This is a genomic window from Candidatus Bandiella numerosa (assembly GCF_029981845.1).
In the GTDB taxonomy this organism is placed as follows: Bacteria; Pseudomonadota; Alphaproteobacteria; order Rickettsiales; family Midichloriaceae; genus Aquirickettsia; species Aquirickettsia numerosa.
Genome location: NZ_CP104164.1, coordinates 453,857 through 470,994, shown reverse-complemented (window position 1 = coordinate 470,994; position 17,138 = coordinate 453,857). Strand labels below are relative to the sequence as shown.

The following is a 17,138-nucleotide window of genomic DNA, read 5'->3' as shown; positions in this document are numbered from 1 at the left end:
TATTAGGATAATGTAAGTGACTTTATTGGTAATGAAAGTGGATATTATATCAATTGTTAAAGAAATTTTCGCTAAAATTGGCGATGCAAGAGAGGTGAATATTGGGCTTAAGCTTGCGCAACGTTTAGCTAAAACACAAGCCAATGAAAATGAGCAAGCTGAACCAGAAATTAAGAAAAAAACTAAAATAAGGAAATTTTTTGATAAATTCTTGGATTTTATCACGTCTCCGGGAGTAGGAACGATATTGACTGTTTTTGGTGCAATTACAATCTTATCATCTCCACTTGGAATAGCCGTCGGTGCCACAATAGCAGCAGTAACAATGGTAAGTTACTCTATTGCACGCATTAGAGCAACTCTTCGCATGAGGACAATAAAGAGGACGCAACAAAAAGATTTGCTGTTAGATAGTCTTGATCAAAAAATTGAAAAAACATTAGAGAAGTCTGTTAATCCTAAGTTGAGGGAAATGGCTAATCAAGAAATAATGAGTATTCTTAAGAAAAGTATTTCTGATGAACCTGCCAATAAAGATAAGAAACTTGTAAATATTATTTCTAGCAAAATTAGGTATTTTGGTTTAACTGGGGTTGCAAATTGGGTGCTGAGTATATTATCGTTAAATCCAGCGTCTATAGCGCTGAGCTCAACTTCATTGATGTTGGTTAATGGATCAAGCTATTTTGGAGAAGCTGATTATAGAAAAAATAAAGATTTACTTGATAGCGAAGTTTCAGAAAAAGAAGGAAAATTAATTCAATATCTAAAAAAAGAATTAAGAATTGAAGATAAATACATCGATAAACTTTCAAATCAAGATTTGTTAAAAATATTAAGCATTAAAGAAGCAGAAATATCATGTGGTAGAAAAAAATATGAATCTGATGAGGAAATGCAAAAGGCATTGAAAGTTGAAACAAAGAAATGCGAAGATGTTAATCTTACGGGGTACAAACCAGAAGTGGGATTTGTTCAAGATTTTGGTAATTTATTCTTAAATAGCTTTAGTTCGCAACAACATGGAAAATTTTTTGCTCCACTTAGTCACAGAGAGAATGTGGAAAAAACTACCCAAGATGATGAATTGCAAAATTTAAATGCTTTTAAAAAAGATAAATTATTACAAATGGATGGAAAGGGCAAAGATATTGAGATGACTGAGATAAACCATCATCATATAGAGCCAATTGTTATACCGCAACATCATTCTGTAAAGGATATAATTAAGGAAGAAGGTGATAAATTGAAAAAGCATTCAGGTACACATCAACAGTCGGTATCTGATATAATTAAAGGTGATAGTGACAAAGGTGCCAGTATTGAGATGACTGAGATCAATCGCAAGCATGATAAAACTTTTGTTGTAACTGAAGAGCATCATTTTAGAGAAGATATAATTCATGAACGGGATACAAAGAATGGTGAGAAAACAATTGCCAAATAATAATGTTGAAAAAACAGAAATAACACTTTAGTGTATGAATATAAACTGCCGCAATAATAAATAGATCGTGCATTTAATGAAAAGATTTATAGTAACAGCTTTCTTCGTGTTATTTTTTACAATTTATCCAATTTGTCAACGTAACGCCTATGCATCTCCTACTAGTGAGATATTATGCAATGGTTGGTTGGCTGCGAATACAGGAATTGATTGTGTTACGGGAAATTGCAATCCTAATTCTAGTCCTGATGGTGGAGATGACAGTAGCTACACCTACACTATTTCTGATCATATTGGTGTTAGAGGGGTGTGCAAGGATAAATTTCCCACATATGGGGAAAGGGAAATGTTTTACAGGACCTCAGATGATCCTTTAAACATGGATTTAATAGTCAAAAGAGATTATTGCTGGGCTAGATATGTTTTTATACCTACGCCTGATAATTGTGGCGCCCCAAATGTAAAATGGTACGCATTCATACCTGTTCCTAAATGGACCGAAGGTGTGAATTATGCATTATGGGGTGATACAATAACAAAAACTTTTTCACTTCAAAAAAGAGGCTCTGATAATGCTCAAACCATTTTTTGGGGTTCAAATCATGCATACATAGATTATGAAAAAGTGACTGGTGAAAAACCTGGTACGGTTGTGGATAATCCGAAAAGAATTTGTGCATATTTTAGTCCTGTTGCTTTTGGAAAAATTGTAAGTGGAGGTGATAAATTAATTGGGTGTATAGATATCCCATTAAATCCAGCGCCTGACATATATAATAAAATTATTGTACCTAAAAGTTCAGTGGCTGTTGCTACGGATAAGACGCCCGATGAAAGTAGTTTTTTAAAACCTCAAATTTTCCTTAAAGTCATAGATAGCGCAGGGCAGAATGTTGGTCCATACATTCCTTTGACTTATGATCTTGAAAAAGATTCAAAGAGTTGTTCTGATAGTGCACTCACACTAGGGGATGTATATTGTCCGTTTATTCAACCAGCTGATCCAACAAAAATTTGTGCTGGCCTCAAGGATAGGCCCTCAAGTAATATTGGTTGTGTGGACAGGCCTAACCCAACAAAAACAATAATTATTGATACAGTTCATGATTATTACATTGACAATAATTGCCCAGATATTAATAACAAACCATCTATTTTTCATTCTGTAAAGATTCAGTTAAAGGATCCTGCAACTAATAAACTAATAAAAGAGTTTCCAGGGGAAGGTAATGGTTTAAGAGATTATTATGCCTGCTATCAAACTGCGCAAGATCCAAAAAATCCAATAATTCTCTCAGGTAAAGATACAGTTAATATTTATGGAATTCAATTTAGTGCGGTAATTCCTGAATTTGTTGATAATGATGGGAAGGGTGTGGAAGACTATACAAAAATTGGTATTGAAAAAATTCGTCCGCAAAATTTTAGTAAAACGTATTTTTATCCTCCAATTATACTTGGTAGGGCAGATCAAACAGGTGCCTTAAGAAGCTGTGGGGATTGCTTTTATTATGTGAGTGACAAGAGCCAGTGCATTGATAATAATCCGACAAGCAAGCAAATGGGACAAAGTATGTGTGTGACATACAATACCCCTGCTGGCGATAGAAATAGAGATTCATGCAAAAGGGATAATAAATGCTATGATTTTAAACATAATCCTTTGCCAATTGTAGATGTAGAGAAAAACTCAATAAGCTGTAATAATGATCCTAACAATAGTGATCTTAGCAAATTTAATGAAGCAGAGAAAGCGTATTGCCCTGGAGTATATAAGTTAGACCAACAAAAGAACAGGGCAATATGTGTAAATTTGGATACAAATTGGCCTGATTTTTTTGATAAGGGGGATAAAATTTGTGCTGAAATTCCTGGCTCATTTATGCAATTAAGAAAAGATGATATCTCCTCTTTAACAGGATATGTTGATTTTACAAATGATAAATTTGATATATCTAGAAAATATGAAAAGACTGATCAATTATATGGAGAATGCGATGCATCAATGAATTTGGAAAATGAAAAATGCTTATCAAGCGATGGTAAAGTCTGTTTAGCAACCCCTCTTCCTGATAAGATTAAAGGATTAACTAATGCTCAGGTCTTAGATTTTAAAATTAAATATAGCGTTATAAACCAGTATTTATATGGAGATAAAGGTAATTCGAAGAATTTAGGGGCAAATCCAAATTTGAAAAATGTAGGAGTAAATGCAAACGTGCAAGCAATTGGTAAGGGATTAATGTCAGGCCTTGGATATACTTCATCTCAACAGGAATTTTTGACAATCGATATTCCTGATGGAGCGCCATATAGAAAATTAGATGGTAATTTTCCAATTGGGTCGGTTCATTATGGTTGCAGATTTACTGTGGGAGAAGGCGGTTGTAGGACAAATACTGATACTGCTCCATTTCTTGGAAATGCATATTTTGATACAAGTAATTATAATATGAATATTGGCACTCAATTAGCCAGCACAGACAATGTAAACACTAAATATCCTGCCTCTCCACTAGATGCAACGGGTTTAGTTATTAAAGACGTTTATATTGATGGTAAGTGTAAAGATGGTTTTACTACTGCCTCAGATAACCCACAGAGGATATGCAGAGTTATTGTTGATAAGAATAACAAAATAATAACGAAATCCTGGTCTAACCAAACACTTGCTAATCCATGCACAGATGGTAAAAAATCTAATGGGTAATTTATTATTTATACATGGTGCTTGGCATTGGAGTGGTTGTTGGTACAAAATTGTTAATTCCAGTTTATTAGATGATTGCAGAATTTATGCATTGGATAATGTTGGTCATGGTTTTAGCAAAGGACATGAAGCTAAAAATTTTGACGAATATACATCTAATATACAAAATCTAATTAATAGCACTAAAGGTAAATTCACAATCATAGCACATAGCATGGGAGGGAGTATTGCTAGCTTCATAGCTAATAAATTTCCCTCAAAAATAAAAAAGATAATTTATGTTGCTGCTTCTATGTGCGCAGAAAATAAATGCGCGATTGATTATTTTATGGAGGAGCATTATTTTAATTTTATGAGAGAGCAGGGATTAGAAAATTTGGTGATTCCAGATACAAAAGGGCAATTTATAAAATTAAATATTATTGAAAAAGCAAAGGTAATTAAATTATTTTATAATCAAAGTTCTGAATTAGATGTAGGTGTGGCTTTGAGAAATTTAGGTGAATTGAATTCTGTGATTCCTTTTGCTTACAAACATAATTATTGCAAAGAATTTCATTCAATACATAGAGTGTATGTTGAGTGCACAAATGATAATGCCATGCCTATAGTGACTCAAAGACAAATGCAACAACAATTTCCTGGAGCAAAAACCTATACTTTAGATACCGATCATTCACCGTTTTTTTCAAAAGATCAGGAACTTTCTGAAATCATTAAAAAAGAAACTTCTTTTATCATTTAAAGCACGAAGTAATTGCGTATTCTGTAATCTGGCTTAATTCTTCCAATGTATGCTCTTTGATGTTAACTGGGGGCAACCAATATATAGTGTTGCCTAAAGGTCTGAGTAATGCACCTGCATGAACAGCACGTTTGAAAATTTCAAATCCAATTCTTTTATTCTTATCATTATCATCAATTATTAAGTCGGCTGCGACAATACCTCCTATTCCTCGTACATTTTTTAATCTACCAGTTTTTATGGCAATGTTGTTTATTAGATTAAGCATTTTTATTTCTAGCTCTTTTGTTTGGCTTAGAATATTTTCATTTTCAATTATTTCTAAAGTTGCCAATGCTGCACTTACACCAATGGGATTTCCACAATAAGTATGGGAGTGTAGGAATGAGTTTTCTGGTGAGTAATCATTGTAAAAAAGATCATATATTTCTTCTTTAATCATAACAGCGCTAAATGGAAGCCAACCTGAGGTTAATCCTTTTGATAGGCATAAAAAATCTGGCTCTATGTTTGCGTATTCACAAGCAAACATTTTTCCAGTTCTGCAGATTCCAGTCATAATTTCATCAGCTATCAAATGTATATCATTTATTATCGCCCAGCTTTTCAATTTAACTAAAAGATCTTTGCTGTAAATCTTCATACCACCTGCCCCTTGCACAATTGGTTCAAAAATTATTGCTGTAACATCGTTTTTTATTTTTTCTAATTTTTCTTCAATTAGCTTCCATTGAATGGAGCAGTCATCCCATAACGGATTTTCTTTTGAATTTATATAAGGAATATTTGATATCATATAAACATCGAACAATAAGTCTTTATATGAATTTTTATAAATCCCTAAATCACTAACGCTAAGCGCCCCCATTGTCTCACCATGGTAACCATTTTCAAAAGCAATAAATTTGTTTTTATGCTTTTGAGCTTTTATTTTTCTAGAGTGTAGGCTCATTTTAAGCGCAATTTCAACTGCACATGAGCCATCACCTGCATAAAATATTTTATTTAAATTTTTAGTTTCACTTGCAAGTTTTTCCGACAACTCAATAATTTTTTCATTGATTGTATTTGCAAGCATGACATGTTCAAATTTATTAATCTGTTCAATAACTTTTGCTTTAATATATGGATGACCATGACCAAGTAACTTGCACCACCAGCTTGATATTGCGTCAATAACTCTTTTGCCATTTTCAAGTTCAATATAGCTTCCGCTAGCACTTTTTATACGCAATGGCTTTAAATTAGTATAGTCTTTCATTTGCGAACATGGGTGCCAAATATAGTTGAGATTTTGTTTTTTCATGGAAAGAAATGAACTCTGCGCACTCATAGTTAACCAATATCTTTTTTTAGGTTGACGGTGTATAATAGTTATTGTATCTAGAAAGCTTAGTCAAATAAATTATTTCGATATGAGTGAATTAACCAACAAACAGATTAAAGAAGTTTTTGAAATGCCTTTCCTGGAGTTGCTATATGAAGCACATTCAATACATAGAAAACATTTTAAGAAAAATGAGATTGAGTTATGCACATTATTAAGTATAAAAACAGGTGCATGTCCTGAAGACTGTGGTTATTGTTCGCAAAGTTCAAAATATAACACAGGGATAAAAATTGAAAAATTAATGAATATTGATGAGGTAAAAAAGCATTGTGAAGTGGCAAAATCAAACGGTTCTAAAAGGCTTTGCATAGGAGCGGGCTGGAAAACTCCACCAGAAAAACATTTTTCAAAAGCATTAGAGATGGTAAAGGTGATAAAAAGTTTTGGACTCCAAGCGTGTGCAACGCTTGGAACAGTCAACAAAGATCAAGCTAAGCAACTAAAAGAAGTAGGATTGGATTATTATAATCACAACTTAGACACATCAAAAGAATATTATAAAAAAATAATTACTACTCGCACATATCAAGATAGACTTGATACTTTAGATAATATTCAGGATGCAGATATAAATGTTTGTTGTGGTGGTATAATCGGGATGGGAGAAAATAGAGAAGATAGAATTAACTTATTAGTAGAGCTTTCAAAGTTAAAAAATCCACCCAAGAGTATTCCCATTAATCTTTTAGTTCCTATTAAAGGAACTCCTCTTGAAAATGTAACTAAGTTAGATGGTATAGAATTTATCAGAATGATTGCAACCACAAGAATAATATTTTATAAATCAGTTATTAGATTATCAGCAGGAAGAGATGGAATGTCAGAAGAAATGCAAGCATTATGCTTTTTTGCTGGAGCTAATTCTATTTTTTATGGAGAAAAGCTTCTTACTACAAATAATTCTAGTGCAAACAGGGACCTAGATTTTTTAAATAAACTAGGTTTAAATGCCCAAAATTACTAAGAGTTAAGATGCTCTATAACAGAATAATGCAAAAGCTAGATGATAATAAATCACTAAAATTATCAAGAAATAAACAAATTATTCACCATAAAATGAATAATCAACTACATATTAATGATAAGCAATTATTATCCTTTACAAGTAATGATTATTTATGTCTTTCACAAAACTATAATTTTGTTTCTAATTTAAATGAATGCGTAGAAAATTATGGCACTGGAAGTGCCTCATCTGCTTTAATATCTGGATTCTTCAATATACATAAAAATTTAGAAGATCAATTTTGTAAAACATTTAATAGAGAAGCATCATTACTTTTTAACTCTGGGTATAATGCTAATATTGTGATACTTTCGACTTTGGCTAACAGAGATACAACAATTATATCTGACAAGCTTTGCCATGCCTCAATCATAGATGGAATAATACTATCAAGGGCAAAACACTTGCGCTATGAACATAATAACCTTCAATCCTTAGAGAATTGCATATTGAAAACTACTGGTGAAAAAATAGTCATTACGGAAAGTGTATTTAGTATGGAAGGAGATATATGTAAAATTGATGAAACAACAGCATTAGCCAAAAAACATGGAGTTTTTTTAATAGTTGATGATGCGCATGGATTTGGAATAATTGGTGAAAATGGGATGGGAGTACTTGATTATGCTAAAAATCCAGATGATATAGATTGTGTGGTGATTCCACTTGGGAAATCATGCGCAAGTATGGGTGCTGTTGTAATATCAAATCAGGTTATTTGTGAGGCCCTAAATCAATTTGCTAGAAGCTATATATACACAACAAACATTCCACCAATCATTGCCCATATATCATTACAAAATTTACAAAAAATAATAGAAGAAAAAGATAGAATAGATAAATTAAAAAAAATCATAACGTATTTTATTAAGAGGATTAAAGAAACTGATTTTCAATTAGTTTCTTATGATTTAACACCGATAAAATCAATTATTATTAATGGATTGGATAAATTGTTATATATCCAAAATTATCTGCATGAAAAGGGCATTCTAATTTCTGCTATAAGATATCCAACTGTACCTAATGGCACAGAAAGATTAAGAATTTCTCTTAATTCAGAGCACACAGAAGAGGAGATTGATTTTTTAGCCAATTCGCTGATTGAGGCGTATAATGCATGATTTTTATCAAAAACAGCAAGAAATTAGGAATGCGTTTAATTCTGTAAAAGATACTTATGATGATTATTCAGAAATTCAACAAAAAATTGGCAGTGAGTTAATAGATCATTTATTAAATATTAACAAATGTAGCTATAAAAATATTTTAGATCTAGGGTGTGGCACAGGATTAACTACACAAAAATTACTCAAATCTATATGCCATGATAAATCTTATGCATGTGATTTTGCGCAAAATTTATTATTTCTAGCTTCGAAAAGATTAGAGAATTTTGGAACTATACTGCATAACTCGGATTTTCACTATGCTCTAAATAAAAAAAATTATTACGATTTGATATTTTCAAACATGTCATTTCAATGGTGTTTAGACATCAAAATTTTATTGAACCTCGTATATCAAAATTTGAAGATGAGTGGTGTTTTATGTTTTTCAATCCCACTGGATGGAACCTTTAAAAATCTTCCATCTCAATCAAGAAATACTTTTTATCATGCCAATTACTTTAAAAAATTATTCAGTAAAGTAGGATATAAAGCTTGTGTATTTGAGGAAAAAAATATCGTATATACGTTTCCATCGTTAATTGCAGCTATCAAATCAATAAAAAACACTGGGGCGAATGTATTAATTGATAAAAATAAAATGAGTAGACATTTTGTTTTTGATAAGAAACTTGTTAAAAGCGAATTTAAGCTGAATTATAATATTGGATTCTTTATAGTAAAAAAGTAATAGATGATGAGCAAAAAATTCTTTATTACTGGCACAGATACAAATGTTGGAAAAACATATTATAGCGTTAAATTACTTAGAGAATATGGCAAGAAAGGATATTCCACACTTGGAATAAAGCCGATTTCATCTGGATATGATCCAGATACCAAAATTAATGATGATGTAAAAAAACTGCGTGAAGCTTCTAATATCAAAATTCCAATAAGCGAGATTAATCCCTTTGCTTTTAGAGATCCAATAGCGCCAAATATTGCTGCAAAGAGAGAGTATGTAGAGTTAAGCGTAGACAAGATAATAAAAGAGATGGACAAGATTAAAAAATATAATCCTGATATTCTAATTGTAGAAGGTGTTGGTGGATGGGATGTTCCAATCAATGAAAAAGAAAATGTGTCTGATTTGGTAAAGGCGCTTGAAATGCCGGTGATTTTAGTTGTAGCAATAAAATTAGGGTGCCTTAATCATACAATACTTACAGCTGATGCAATAAATAATAAAGAGATCAAAACTATTGGGTGGGTAGCAAATTGTATTTCAAATGAAGAATTAGAAATTGAAGAGAATATAAATACACTAAGGAATAAGCTAAATATCAAATTTTTAGGTAAAGTTGGATAATGCCTGAGAGATTAAATTTAATTTTATAATGTCAGTGCTTGCTCCTCCTACTAATACGCCATCTAAGGATTTGACCTCGCATATCTCACTGATATTTTGCTCATTGACAGAGCCACCATATACAAATTTTGCAGATTTCAATCCTGGTATTGATTTCAATGCAGACAACACTTCTTCAATCTGATTAAGTGATGGGATTTTTCCAGTATCAATAGACCATATTGGCTCATAAGCAATAATAATATTGTTTTTTTCTATATCACTAAATTGCGGCAATGACTCAATGGTTTGATCAATTAAAAATTTAATATAATCACTCTTTGTTCTAGTTTCTAGAGCTTCGCCTATGCATATTATAGGGGTTATATTGTGTTTAAATGCAATGTTAGCCTTCATTGCTACTGTATCACTGCTTTCAGCATATCTTTCTCTGATTTCAGAGTGCCCTAAAATGGAATACCTGCACCCTAAATCTGCAAGCATTGCAGCTAGAATTTCCCCTGTATTTGCATTTGTTTCAGATGAGGATAAATTTTGAGAACCAATAAAAATGTGTTGGCTCTCTAATTTACTTATTATTCTTTGTAGATATATAAAGGAGGGGCAAAGGACTAAATCTATATCGTAAAAATCCAGATTTTGTTTAATTTCCCCAATCTTTGTATCTATTTCTGAAAAACTTTGAATATACGTTTTCCAATTAGCTATTAGTATTTTTCTTTTTTGCATCATTTCCTTTTTTAGCAAATGTATTCTTTTTATAGTTAGAAATTTTTGCTATAGCTTTTTTAGCATCATCACTCAATTTTTCATATTCAGCATCTGTTGCAGCATAATAATCATCTACCTCTTTCTTTACGGTCTCTGATAATGTTTTGCTTACTTTGCTGTAGTCAAATCTTTTATTATTTTTAACCTCAGTATTCTGCTTTGCATCTTCGGCTTGATTTGCAGTTACCATTTGTGTAGTAGCTGTAGCTTGCTTTGCATCTTCGGCTTGATTTGACTGATGTTTTTCGCAAGCAATTACTGGAGTAACAAGAGCCAAGCAAAGGCTTGAGGACATAATTAAGTTTTTTAAATTTGTATTCATATTTTACCTTAAATATTGTTGTTTTAATATTCCTTATATAGATTCGATTGATTTAACGTAATCACGAAATTATATATCACCTTCTCTTCAACTTTTCCAATGATTTTTGCTATCACAAGAGGTATTTGCTTTTTTATTAAGGATGGATTTATATTTTTGATATCCTCTGCATTATTGTTTTCTGGGAAGAACATTCTAGTTTCAAAAGGATAGAAGTTTTGATGCTCCAACCTGAAGATAACATTTGGGCTAATTGAGTTAACTTTGCCTGGGTATATAGTGATAAATTCAAATTCTCCTAAGTTATTAGTTAGCATATTCCCAGACCCACTAAAATTCTCATCATAGTGTTCATCATGCACATCATTAGCATTAAATTGATAAAGGCCAAATGAATTTGCCTGCCAAATACTTACTTTCACGCCGCTTATAGGAACACAATTTTTATCTAAAACCTTTCCCTTAATTAAGATTTTTGTACCTTTTGCGATTTCAAAGGAAGTATAATTTTGAGTGAGGTTATTTGAATTTTTGGCGTCAGGCAAAACTCCCACACTCCATATCTCAGGAGTGAGAATACATTCCCCCATTTTGTCTGCTAAGCTCTCGCTTGTCAATACAATGCAAAGAAGCATCATTATTATAAAATTTCTTATCATTAAAAATGTATCAATATGTTTTTATATAGTACTTAAATGTTATGAGTATAAATTAAAACTAGCTTGTAAGTAAAATTTATATTATTTCTCAGTAAAATTTATTCATAATATTGCTCTCAATTGTTTATGAAAATTTCATTATGTCAAATTAATTTAAAAACTGGTGATTTAAAATATAATATAGAAAAAATCAAAAAACTTTATAAAAGCGAATCTACGAATTCAGATCTAGTGATTTTTCCTGAATTATCTTTAACTGGATACCTACTGAAGGACTTAGTAAATAATTCAGATTTTTTAGATAAAATTTGGAAATTTAGGACTGAAATGCTTGAATTTACGCAAGAAAAAAAATGTGCTTTGTTATTTGGATGCCCAGTTTTAAAAAATAATAAAGTATTTAATTCAATAATCGTAGCATTTGATGGGAAAGAAATATTTAGTGCAGATAAACATATATTACCTAATTATCAAGTTTTTAACGAACCAAGAAATTTTTCCAAAACAGAAGAAGAGCCGACAATATTTGAATTTAAAGATGAAAAGCTGGGGATTTTAATTTGTGAAGATGCTTGGTACGATGATGTGCCAAATATCCTATCTAAAAAAGGAGCAACATTTTTTATCACTGTCAATGCCTCCCCATACGATCTTGCTAAACATGCAAATAGAATGAGAGTTGTAGGCAACATAGCAAAAAAATATAATAAGCCTGTTGCTTATTTAAATAATTTTGGGGGGTATGATGAGTTGGTGTTTGATGGTGGCAGTTTTGTAATCGATAAAGCAGGAGATTTTATAAATGAACCATGCTATTGGAAAGAGAGCATTTTAAGGTTTGATAGTAAAAGTGCTGCTTTGAAAATTAAAAACAGCAATACAGGAGTATTGTGCGAGGAAGAGAATATTTACCAAGCTCTGGTTCTATCAGTGAGAGATTATTTTAAAAAGAATAATTATATGAAGGCTTTGCTTGGACTGTCTGGTGGCATTGATTCAGCAATTGTTGCCGCAATTGCTGCTGATGCACTGGGAGTAGATAATTGTAAATGCGTTATTTTGCCCACTGAGTTTAATTCCGAGGGGAGTAAGAAATATGCTTTAGAATTAATACGGAATATCGGTTGTGAAAAATTGACTATACCTATTGATAAATTTTTAAAGACTTTTGCGAATTCACTAAAGGATGATCTAAAAGTAGATAACCTGCTTGATGTAACTCTGCAAAATCTTCAAGCAAGAATTAGAGCTGTGTTGTTAATGGCTATTTCAAATCAAGAAAATTCACTATTACTTGTAACTTCAAATAAATCAGAATCAGCCGTAGGGTATACAACAATTTATGGAGATATGTGTGGAGGATTTGCCCCCATTAAAGATATTTATAAAACACAGATATATAAATTAGCCAAGTGGAGGAATACACATATTCCAATTGGTAGCTTATGTTCTAAGTTAAGTATAATACCGGAATTTATAATTGAAAGAGAGCCATCTGCAGAGCTTAGCTATAATCAAAAAGATTCTGATAATTTGCCCCCCTATGAAATACTGGATGAGGTGCTATACAACTTGTTAGAAATGGGCCTAACTCATAAGCAAATTTTAGAAAAAACCGGTATTGACGAGGCTACAATAAATAATGTGGCAAATATGATTAGAAATAGTGAATATAAGCGTAGTCAAGCTCCTGTTGGTCCTAAAATTTCAATCAAAAGCTTTAACTACGATAGAGCTTATCCTATCACATATCAGCTAGGTTGTGATTAGAAATGTTAAACATATCAACGCCTGTTTCTATTGCATTACCATAATCAGAAACATTGCCAAGTTCCAATGCTTTATTATTTTTCAAAAAATTTTTTATCTCACTAATATCAAAATCTGGTTCAGTCAATATCACTATTCTGTCTCCATTAAGATATGGTGCCCTGTGAATGGTTTCTGAAGAAAAACAAGCCCCATATCCATATGGAATTTCAACAAGTTTATCTTCAAATTGTTTCCTACATTCCTCTTTATCAAGCTTGTTACTTTTTTGACAATCTTCTGTTAAATCTTTTATGTCAACACTAGATATTACTGTTTTATCACCTTTTAAGGACATTGAACAAGTATAACTTGATTTCTTACTATAACACTCCCCTAATAACTTATACGCCTCATCAAATAGTTTTTCTGATTTTTCTGCTTTAAAGAGCTTATTTACACTGTCTGTTCTACATGTTTCATCTGTATGCCAATCCGTTTCACCTTTTTGGCTTCCATCATAAATTACTACATCAATATCTGACAATTTATAACCCAATTGCTCAACTACTTTTTGCACCACATTACATATTTTTTGGGATGCATTATTATGACAATTTATGGCATTTTTAGTTACAAATGAGGATATAATTTCATGATCTTCACTGGTTAATCCCATATCAAAAAAGTAATACTTTTTGTTATGATCGCAATGACTATGTTGATGAAAGTTAGTAATTTTTGACATATTATCCCCCGAAAATTATTAAATTAAAATTGTTTTATATTGCACTCAAAGTTTTTAACTTTAAATCTTTTCCTATCTTTGCCGAAACTGTTGGACAAGCTACTTTATTTAAAGATTTGTAATAATTAATTTCAAATTTATTCATAACACTCCTCAAATAAAGTTAAGATAGTTAAAGTTAACTCCTTCAACTATCGTGATTATACTTATGAAATGTTACAATTACGTTAAGATTACGTTACAATTGATAAAATATTTTTTTTAAAGAAGATCGTGATTGGAATCGTTATTATCTCCATTATCTTTATCTCCTAACTCAGGATTATCTTTACCATCTTCATCATCTTTTAACTCATGATTATTTCCCAGCTTTCCGTTGTAATTAAACTCTTCCAAAGTATCGTTATTTTGAGCGGCGCCACCGTTATTTTGAGCGACATTTTCATCTTGATCTTGGTTATCAATCTGTATTAATGCGTTGAGCTCAGGATTTTGGTTGAGCATATTCCGATGTTCTTCATTGCTCATTTTTGTATTTTTTTTAAAATCCCAATTAAAATTTGCTGGTATTCTGGGGTTGCTCATATTATCTACCTAATTATTATGTTGTTATTTCAAAGTAAAAAATCAGTTTAACCGCCTTGTCAAGTTATAATTCATCCAATTAAAAGGAAGAAGTATCTTGGTCCGTTATATTTTATTTTTTAAAGTAATACTTTTAATATTTTTGCTAAAAGTATTTATCGCAAATCTCTGATTTTACTGATCACAGAAAATAATCCATTGCTTCTGCTTTGAGATAAGTGATTTTTTAAATCCAATTGGTTAAATATATCCATGAAATTTATGTTTTGAATCTCTATTCTTGTTTTGTCGGAAAAAATCTTGATTACAATTGCGAGCAAACCCTTTACTATTAAGGCGTCACTATCTGCATAAAAAAATAATTTTCCATCCTCTTCTCTTGAAGTCAACCAAACTTGACTAACGCAACCTGATACTTTGTTTTTTTCGACTTTTTCATCATCATTTAATTTTGGTAGAGTTTTCCCCAACTCTATTATGTAAGAGTATTTTTCTTCCCAATCATCAAATAATTCAAATTCATCAATTAGTTGCTTTATTTCTTTGTTCATTTTGTTGTTGACCAGTGTTTACGCTAGATATATAATTGGGACAAAAATAGTACTATTTTGAAAAAAGTTCAATATTATTATGATAAAAGTAAATAGACTAACTGATTATGCGACATTAATTATATGCGAGATGGCAGTAAATAAAGGTGATATTGTTAGTGCAAAAATACTCAGTGACAAAACAAAAATTAGCGAAACAACTGTAATAAAATTACTAAAAATGTTGCTAAAAAAAGATATCATAAAGTCACACAGAGGTACTGCTGGTGGATATAAATTAATTAAAGAGCTTGACGAAATAAGTATTTTAGATGTTGTTGAAGCGATAGAGGGAGAAATTGCACTTACTCTCTGCGGTAAAAATAATAAAAACAGTAATAATAATTGTGAATATACAAATGGGTGCAAAGTTAAGCACGGCTGGAACAAGATTAATAGCTTGTTTATGCTTGCATTACAAAGGTTTACCATCAAAGATTTTATCGATGATAACACTTATTTTCAACTTGAAAAAGTGAGATGAATATGACGAATGCGGTTTCTGCACATGAAGAGTATTTTAATAAGGATTATAAATATGGCTTTGTTACCAACATAGAGTCTATTAAGCCTGAAAAAGGATTGAATGAAAATATTATAAAGTATATTTCTAATAAAAAATCTGAGCCAAATTGGATGCTAGAAAAAAGGTTATTATCTTATCAGGTATGGTTAAATATGAAAGAGCCAAATTGGGCAAAGATAAGGCACCCAAAGATTGATTTTCAGGATATATATTATTATTCAGAACCTAAGATTAAAAAGAAGTTAGATAGTTTAGACGAAGTAGATCCAGATATTTTAAAAACGTACCAAAAACTAGGAATACCAATACATGAACAAAAACTATTGGCTGGTGTGGCGGTAGATGCTGTTTTTGATAGCGTTTCTGTAGCTACAACATATAAAGAAGCGCTGAAAGAACAGGGTGTTATTTTTTGCTCGATATCTGAGGCAATTAGAGAACATCCGGAGTTAATAAAAAAATATTTTGCGTCTGTGGTTCCTAACTCAGATAATTATTTTGTTGCACTTAATTCTGCTGTTTTTAGTGATGGAACATTTGTTTACATTCCGAAAAACACAAAATGCCCTATGGAATTATCTACCTATTTTAGAATAAATGAGGCTAAGACTGGGCAATTTGAGCGCACACTTATTATAGCAGATGAGGGAAGTGAGGTAAGTTATCTTGAGGGTTGCACAGCTCCTCAAAGGGATGAAAATCAACTCCATGCTGCAGTTGTAGAGCTGATAGCCCTCAAAGATGCCACGATAAAATATTCAACCGTTCAAAATTGGTATCCTGGTGATAAAAATGGAAAAGGTGGAATTTATAATTTCGTTACAAAGCGTGGCTTATGTAAAGGCAGTGGTTCTAAAATTTCTTGGACACAACTTGAAACAGGTTCTGCTATTACTTGGAAATATCCAAGTTGCATTCTAAAAGGCGATAACTCTACTGGCGAATTTTATTCTGTTGCACTTACCAACAATCATCAGCAAGCAGATACTGGAACTAAAATGGTACATGTGGGTAAAAATACATCTAGTACAATAATTTCAAAAGGAATTTCAGCAGGAAAAAGTGCTAATACATACAGAGGAATGGTAAATATTTTACCATCTGCAAAAGGTGCAAGAAATTTTACACAATGTGATTCACTATTAATTGGAAAAAATTGCTCTGCATCAACCATTCCATATATAGAAGTTAAAAATAATTCATCAAACATTGAGCATGAGGCAACCACATCAAAAGTTAGTGAAGATCAATTACAGTATTGTTTGCAAAGAGGAATTACTAATGAAAATGCTATATCATTAATTGTTAATGGATTTTGTAAAAATGTTTTAAATGAATTACCTATGGAATTTGCCGTGGAAGCTAAAGCGCTTCTTAGTGTAAATCTTGAAGGTGCAGTTGGATAAAAT

General features: G+C 31.5%; 17 protein-coding genes. 10 read left to right on the top strand and 7 right to left on the bottom strand.

Annotation, left to right across the window (positions count from 1 at the left end):
- Positions 1-16: 16 nt before the first annotated feature.
- The 3 genes from N3Z17_RS02315 (at position 17) to N3Z17_RS02305 (ending at position 4,902) form a co-directional block, all read left to right on the top strand.
- Positions 17-1,447, top strand: a complete 1,431-nt coding sequence (locus N3Z17_RS02315; RefSeq protein WP_282472400.1) for a hypothetical protein — start codon at positions 17-19, stop codon at positions 1,445-1,447.
- Between the two features lie 76 nt (positions 1,448-1,523).
- Complete coding sequence (locus tag N3Z17_RS02310; protein ID WP_282472399.1) at positions 1,524-4,157, top strand: hypothetical protein; 2,634 nt, start codon at positions 1,524-1,526, stop codon at positions 4,155-4,157.
- Positions 4,150-4,902 carry an alpha/beta fold hydrolase gene (locus N3Z17_RS02305; protein ID WP_282472398.1) on the top strand — a complete coding sequence of 251 codons (753 nt, stop codon included), beginning with the start codon at positions 4,150-4,152 and terminating at the stop codon, positions 4,900-4,902. Before N3Z17_RS02310 ends, N3Z17_RS02305 begins: the two co-directional genes overlap by 8 nt.
- Here N3Z17_RS02305 and bioA read toward each other — a convergent pair.
- On the bottom strand, positions 4,895-6,208 hold the full coding sequence (bioA, locus tag N3Z17_RS02300) for an adenosylmethionine--8-amino-7-oxononanoate transaminase (RefSeq protein ID WP_282472397.1): 1,314 nt from the start codon (positions 6,206-6,208) through the stop codon (positions 4,895-4,897). The genes N3Z17_RS02305 and bioA overlap by 8 nt on opposite strands.
- 109 nt (positions 6,209-6,317) lie before the next feature.
- Here bioA and bioB point away from each other — a divergent pair, with 109 nt between their 5' ends.
- Genes bioB through bioD form a run of 4 tightly spaced genes read left to right on the top strand, consistent with a single transcriptional unit; the run spans position 6,318 to position 9,779 of the window.
- Positions 6,318-7,256: a biotin synthase BioB gene (gene bioB / locus N3Z17_RS02295; protein ID WP_282472396.1), complete on the top strand. Its 939-nt coding sequence runs from the start codon at positions 6,318-6,320 to the stop codon at positions 7,254-7,256.
- A 26-nt stretch (positions 7,257-7,282) separates the two neighbouring features.
- Positions 7,283-8,422, top strand: a complete 1,140-nt coding sequence (locus N3Z17_RS02290) for an aminotransferase class I/II-fold pyridoxal phosphate-dependent enzyme (protein ID WP_282472395.1) — start codon at positions 7,283-7,285, stop codon at positions 8,420-8,422.
- Positions 8,415-9,158 (top strand): methyltransferase domain-containing protein, encoded by a 744-nt coding sequence (locus N3Z17_RS02285; protein ID WP_282472394.1) that lies wholly within the window; start codon positions 8,415-8,417, stop codon positions 9,156-9,158. The genes N3Z17_RS02290 and N3Z17_RS02285 overlap by 8 nt, the downstream gene beginning before the upstream one ends.
- A gap of 3 nt (positions 9,159-9,161) precedes the next feature.
- Complete coding sequence (gene bioD, locus N3Z17_RS02280) at positions 9,162-9,779, top strand: dethiobiotin synthase (protein ID WP_282472393.1); 618 nt, start codon at positions 9,162-9,164, stop codon at positions 9,777-9,779.
- Here bioD and tpiA read toward each other — a convergent pair.
- The 3 genes from tpiA to N3Z17_RS02265 are packed head-to-tail and all read right to left on the bottom strand — an operon-like array spanning position 9,762 to position 11,462.
- Entirely contained in the window at positions 9,762-10,511 is a 750-nt protein-coding gene (gene tpiA / locus N3Z17_RS02275) for a triose-phosphate isomerase (RefSeq protein WP_282472392.1), read from the bottom strand. The two genes, bioD and tpiA, sit on opposite strands and share 18 nt — an antisense overlap.
- Positions 10,480-10,872 (bottom strand): hypothetical protein, encoded by a 393-nt coding sequence (locus N3Z17_RS02270; protein ID WP_282472391.1) that lies wholly within the window; start codon positions 10,870-10,872, stop codon positions 10,480-10,482. The genes tpiA and N3Z17_RS02270 overlap by 32 nt, the downstream gene beginning before the upstream one ends.
- A 23-nt stretch (positions 10,873-10,895) precedes the next feature.
- Entirely contained in the window at positions 10,896-11,462 is a 567-nt protein-coding gene (locus tag N3Z17_RS02265) for a dioxygenase family protein (protein WP_282472390.1), read from the bottom strand.
- 195 nt (positions 11,463-11,657) lie between these two features.
- Here N3Z17_RS02265 and N3Z17_RS02260 point away from each other — a divergent pair, with 195 nt between their 5' ends.
- Positions 11,658-13,301 carry an NAD+ synthase gene (locus tag N3Z17_RS02260; RefSeq protein WP_282472389.1) on the top strand — a complete coding sequence of 548 codons (1,644 nt, stop codon included), beginning with the start codon at positions 11,658-11,660 and terminating at the stop codon, positions 13,299-13,301.
- On the opposite strand, the gene N3Z17_RS02255 is transcribed toward N3Z17_RS02260, so the two are convergent.
- From N3Z17_RS02255 to N3Z17_RS02245, 3 genes are all read right to left on the bottom strand, one after another.
- On the bottom strand, positions 13,276-14,028 hold the full coding sequence (locus N3Z17_RS02255; protein WP_282472388.1) for a hypothetical protein: 753 nt from the start codon (positions 14,026-14,028) through the stop codon (positions 13,276-13,278). The two genes, N3Z17_RS02260 and N3Z17_RS02255, sit on opposite strands and share 26 nt — an antisense overlap.
- 261 nt (positions 14,029-14,289) lie before the next feature.
- Positions 14,290-14,613 carry a hypothetical protein gene (locus N3Z17_RS02250; RefSeq protein WP_282472387.1) on the bottom strand — a complete coding sequence of 108 codons (324 nt, stop codon included), beginning with the start codon at positions 14,611-14,613 and terminating at the stop codon, positions 14,290-14,292.
- Between the two features lie 155 nt (positions 14,614-14,768).
- On the bottom strand, positions 14,769-15,164 hold the full coding sequence (locus tag N3Z17_RS02245; RefSeq protein WP_282472386.1) for a SufE family protein: 396 nt from the start codon (positions 15,162-15,164) through the stop codon (positions 14,769-14,771).
- Between the two features lie 79 nt (positions 15,165-15,243).
- Here N3Z17_RS02245 and N3Z17_RS02240 point away from each other — a divergent pair, with 79 nt between their 5' ends.
- Entirely contained in the window at positions 15,244-15,687 is a 444-nt protein-coding gene (locus N3Z17_RS02240) for an SUF system Fe-S cluster assembly regulator (RefSeq protein ID WP_282472385.1), read from the top strand.
- A 2-nt stretch (positions 15,688-15,689) separates the two neighbouring features.
- Positions 15,690-17,135: a Fe-S cluster assembly protein SufB gene (sufB, locus tag N3Z17_RS02235; RefSeq protein WP_282472384.1), complete on the top strand. Its 1,446-nt coding sequence runs from the start codon at positions 15,690-15,692 to the stop codon at positions 17,133-17,135.
- The last annotated feature ends 3 nt before the right edge of the window (positions 17,136-17,138 follow it).

Coding starts and splice junctions, on each gene's coding strand:
- N3Z17_RS02290 (WP_282472395.1), top strand. CDS start 7,283: ATGCAAAAGCTAGATGATAATAAATCACTAAAATTATCAAGAAATAAA.
- N3Z17_RS02310 (WP_282472399.1), top strand. CDS start 1,524: ATGAAAAGATTTATAGTAACAGCTTTCTTCGTGTTATTTTTTACAATT.
- tpiA (WP_282472392.1), bottom strand. CDS start 10,511: ATGATGCAAAAAAGAAAAATACTAATAGCTAATTGGAAAACGTATATT.
- N3Z17_RS02240 (WP_282472385.1), top strand. CDS start 15,244: ATGATAAAAGTAAATAGACTAACTGATTATGCGACATTAATTATATGC.
- N3Z17_RS02260 (WP_282472389.1), top strand. CDS start 11,658: ATGAAAATTTCATTATGTCAAATTAATTTAAAAACTGGTGATTTAAAA.
- N3Z17_RS02250 (WP_282472387.1), bottom strand. CDS start 14,613: ATGAGCAACCCCAGAATACCAGCAAATTTTAATTGGGATTTTAAAAAA.
- sufB (WP_282472384.1), top strand. CDS start 15,690: ATGACGAATGCGGTTTCTGCACATGAAGAGTATTTTAATAAGGATTAT.
- bioB (WP_282472396.1), top strand. CDS start 6,318: ATGAGTGAATTAACCAACAAACAGATTAAAGAAGTTTTTGAAATGCCT.
- N3Z17_RS02245 (WP_282472386.1), bottom strand. CDS start 15,164: ATGAACAAAGAAATAAAGCAACTAATTGATGAATTTGAATTATTTGAT.
- N3Z17_RS02305 (WP_282472398.1), top strand. CDS start 4,150: ATGGGTAATTTATTATTTATACATGGTGCTTGGCATTGGAGTGGTTGT.
- N3Z17_RS02270 (WP_282472391.1), bottom strand. CDS start 10,872: ATGAATACAAATTTAAAAAACTTAATTATGTCCTCAAGCCTTTGCTTG.
- bioA (WP_282472397.1), bottom strand. CDS start 6,208: ATGAAAAAACAAAATCTCAACTATATTTGGCACCCATGTTCGCAAATG.
- N3Z17_RS02285 (WP_282472394.1), top strand. CDS start 8,415: ATGCATGATTTTTATCAAAAACAGCAAGAAATTAGGAATGCGTTTAAT.
- N3Z17_RS02255 (WP_282472388.1), bottom strand. CDS start 14,028: ATGTCAAAAATTACTAACTTTCATCAACATAGTCATTGCGATCATAAC.
- bioD (WP_282472393.1), top strand. CDS start 9,162: ATGATGAGCAAAAAATTCTTTATTACTGGCACAGATACAAATGTTGGA.
- N3Z17_RS02265 (WP_282472390.1), bottom strand. CDS start 11,462: ATGGGGGAATGTATTCTCACTCCTGAGATATGGAGTGTGGGAGTTTTG.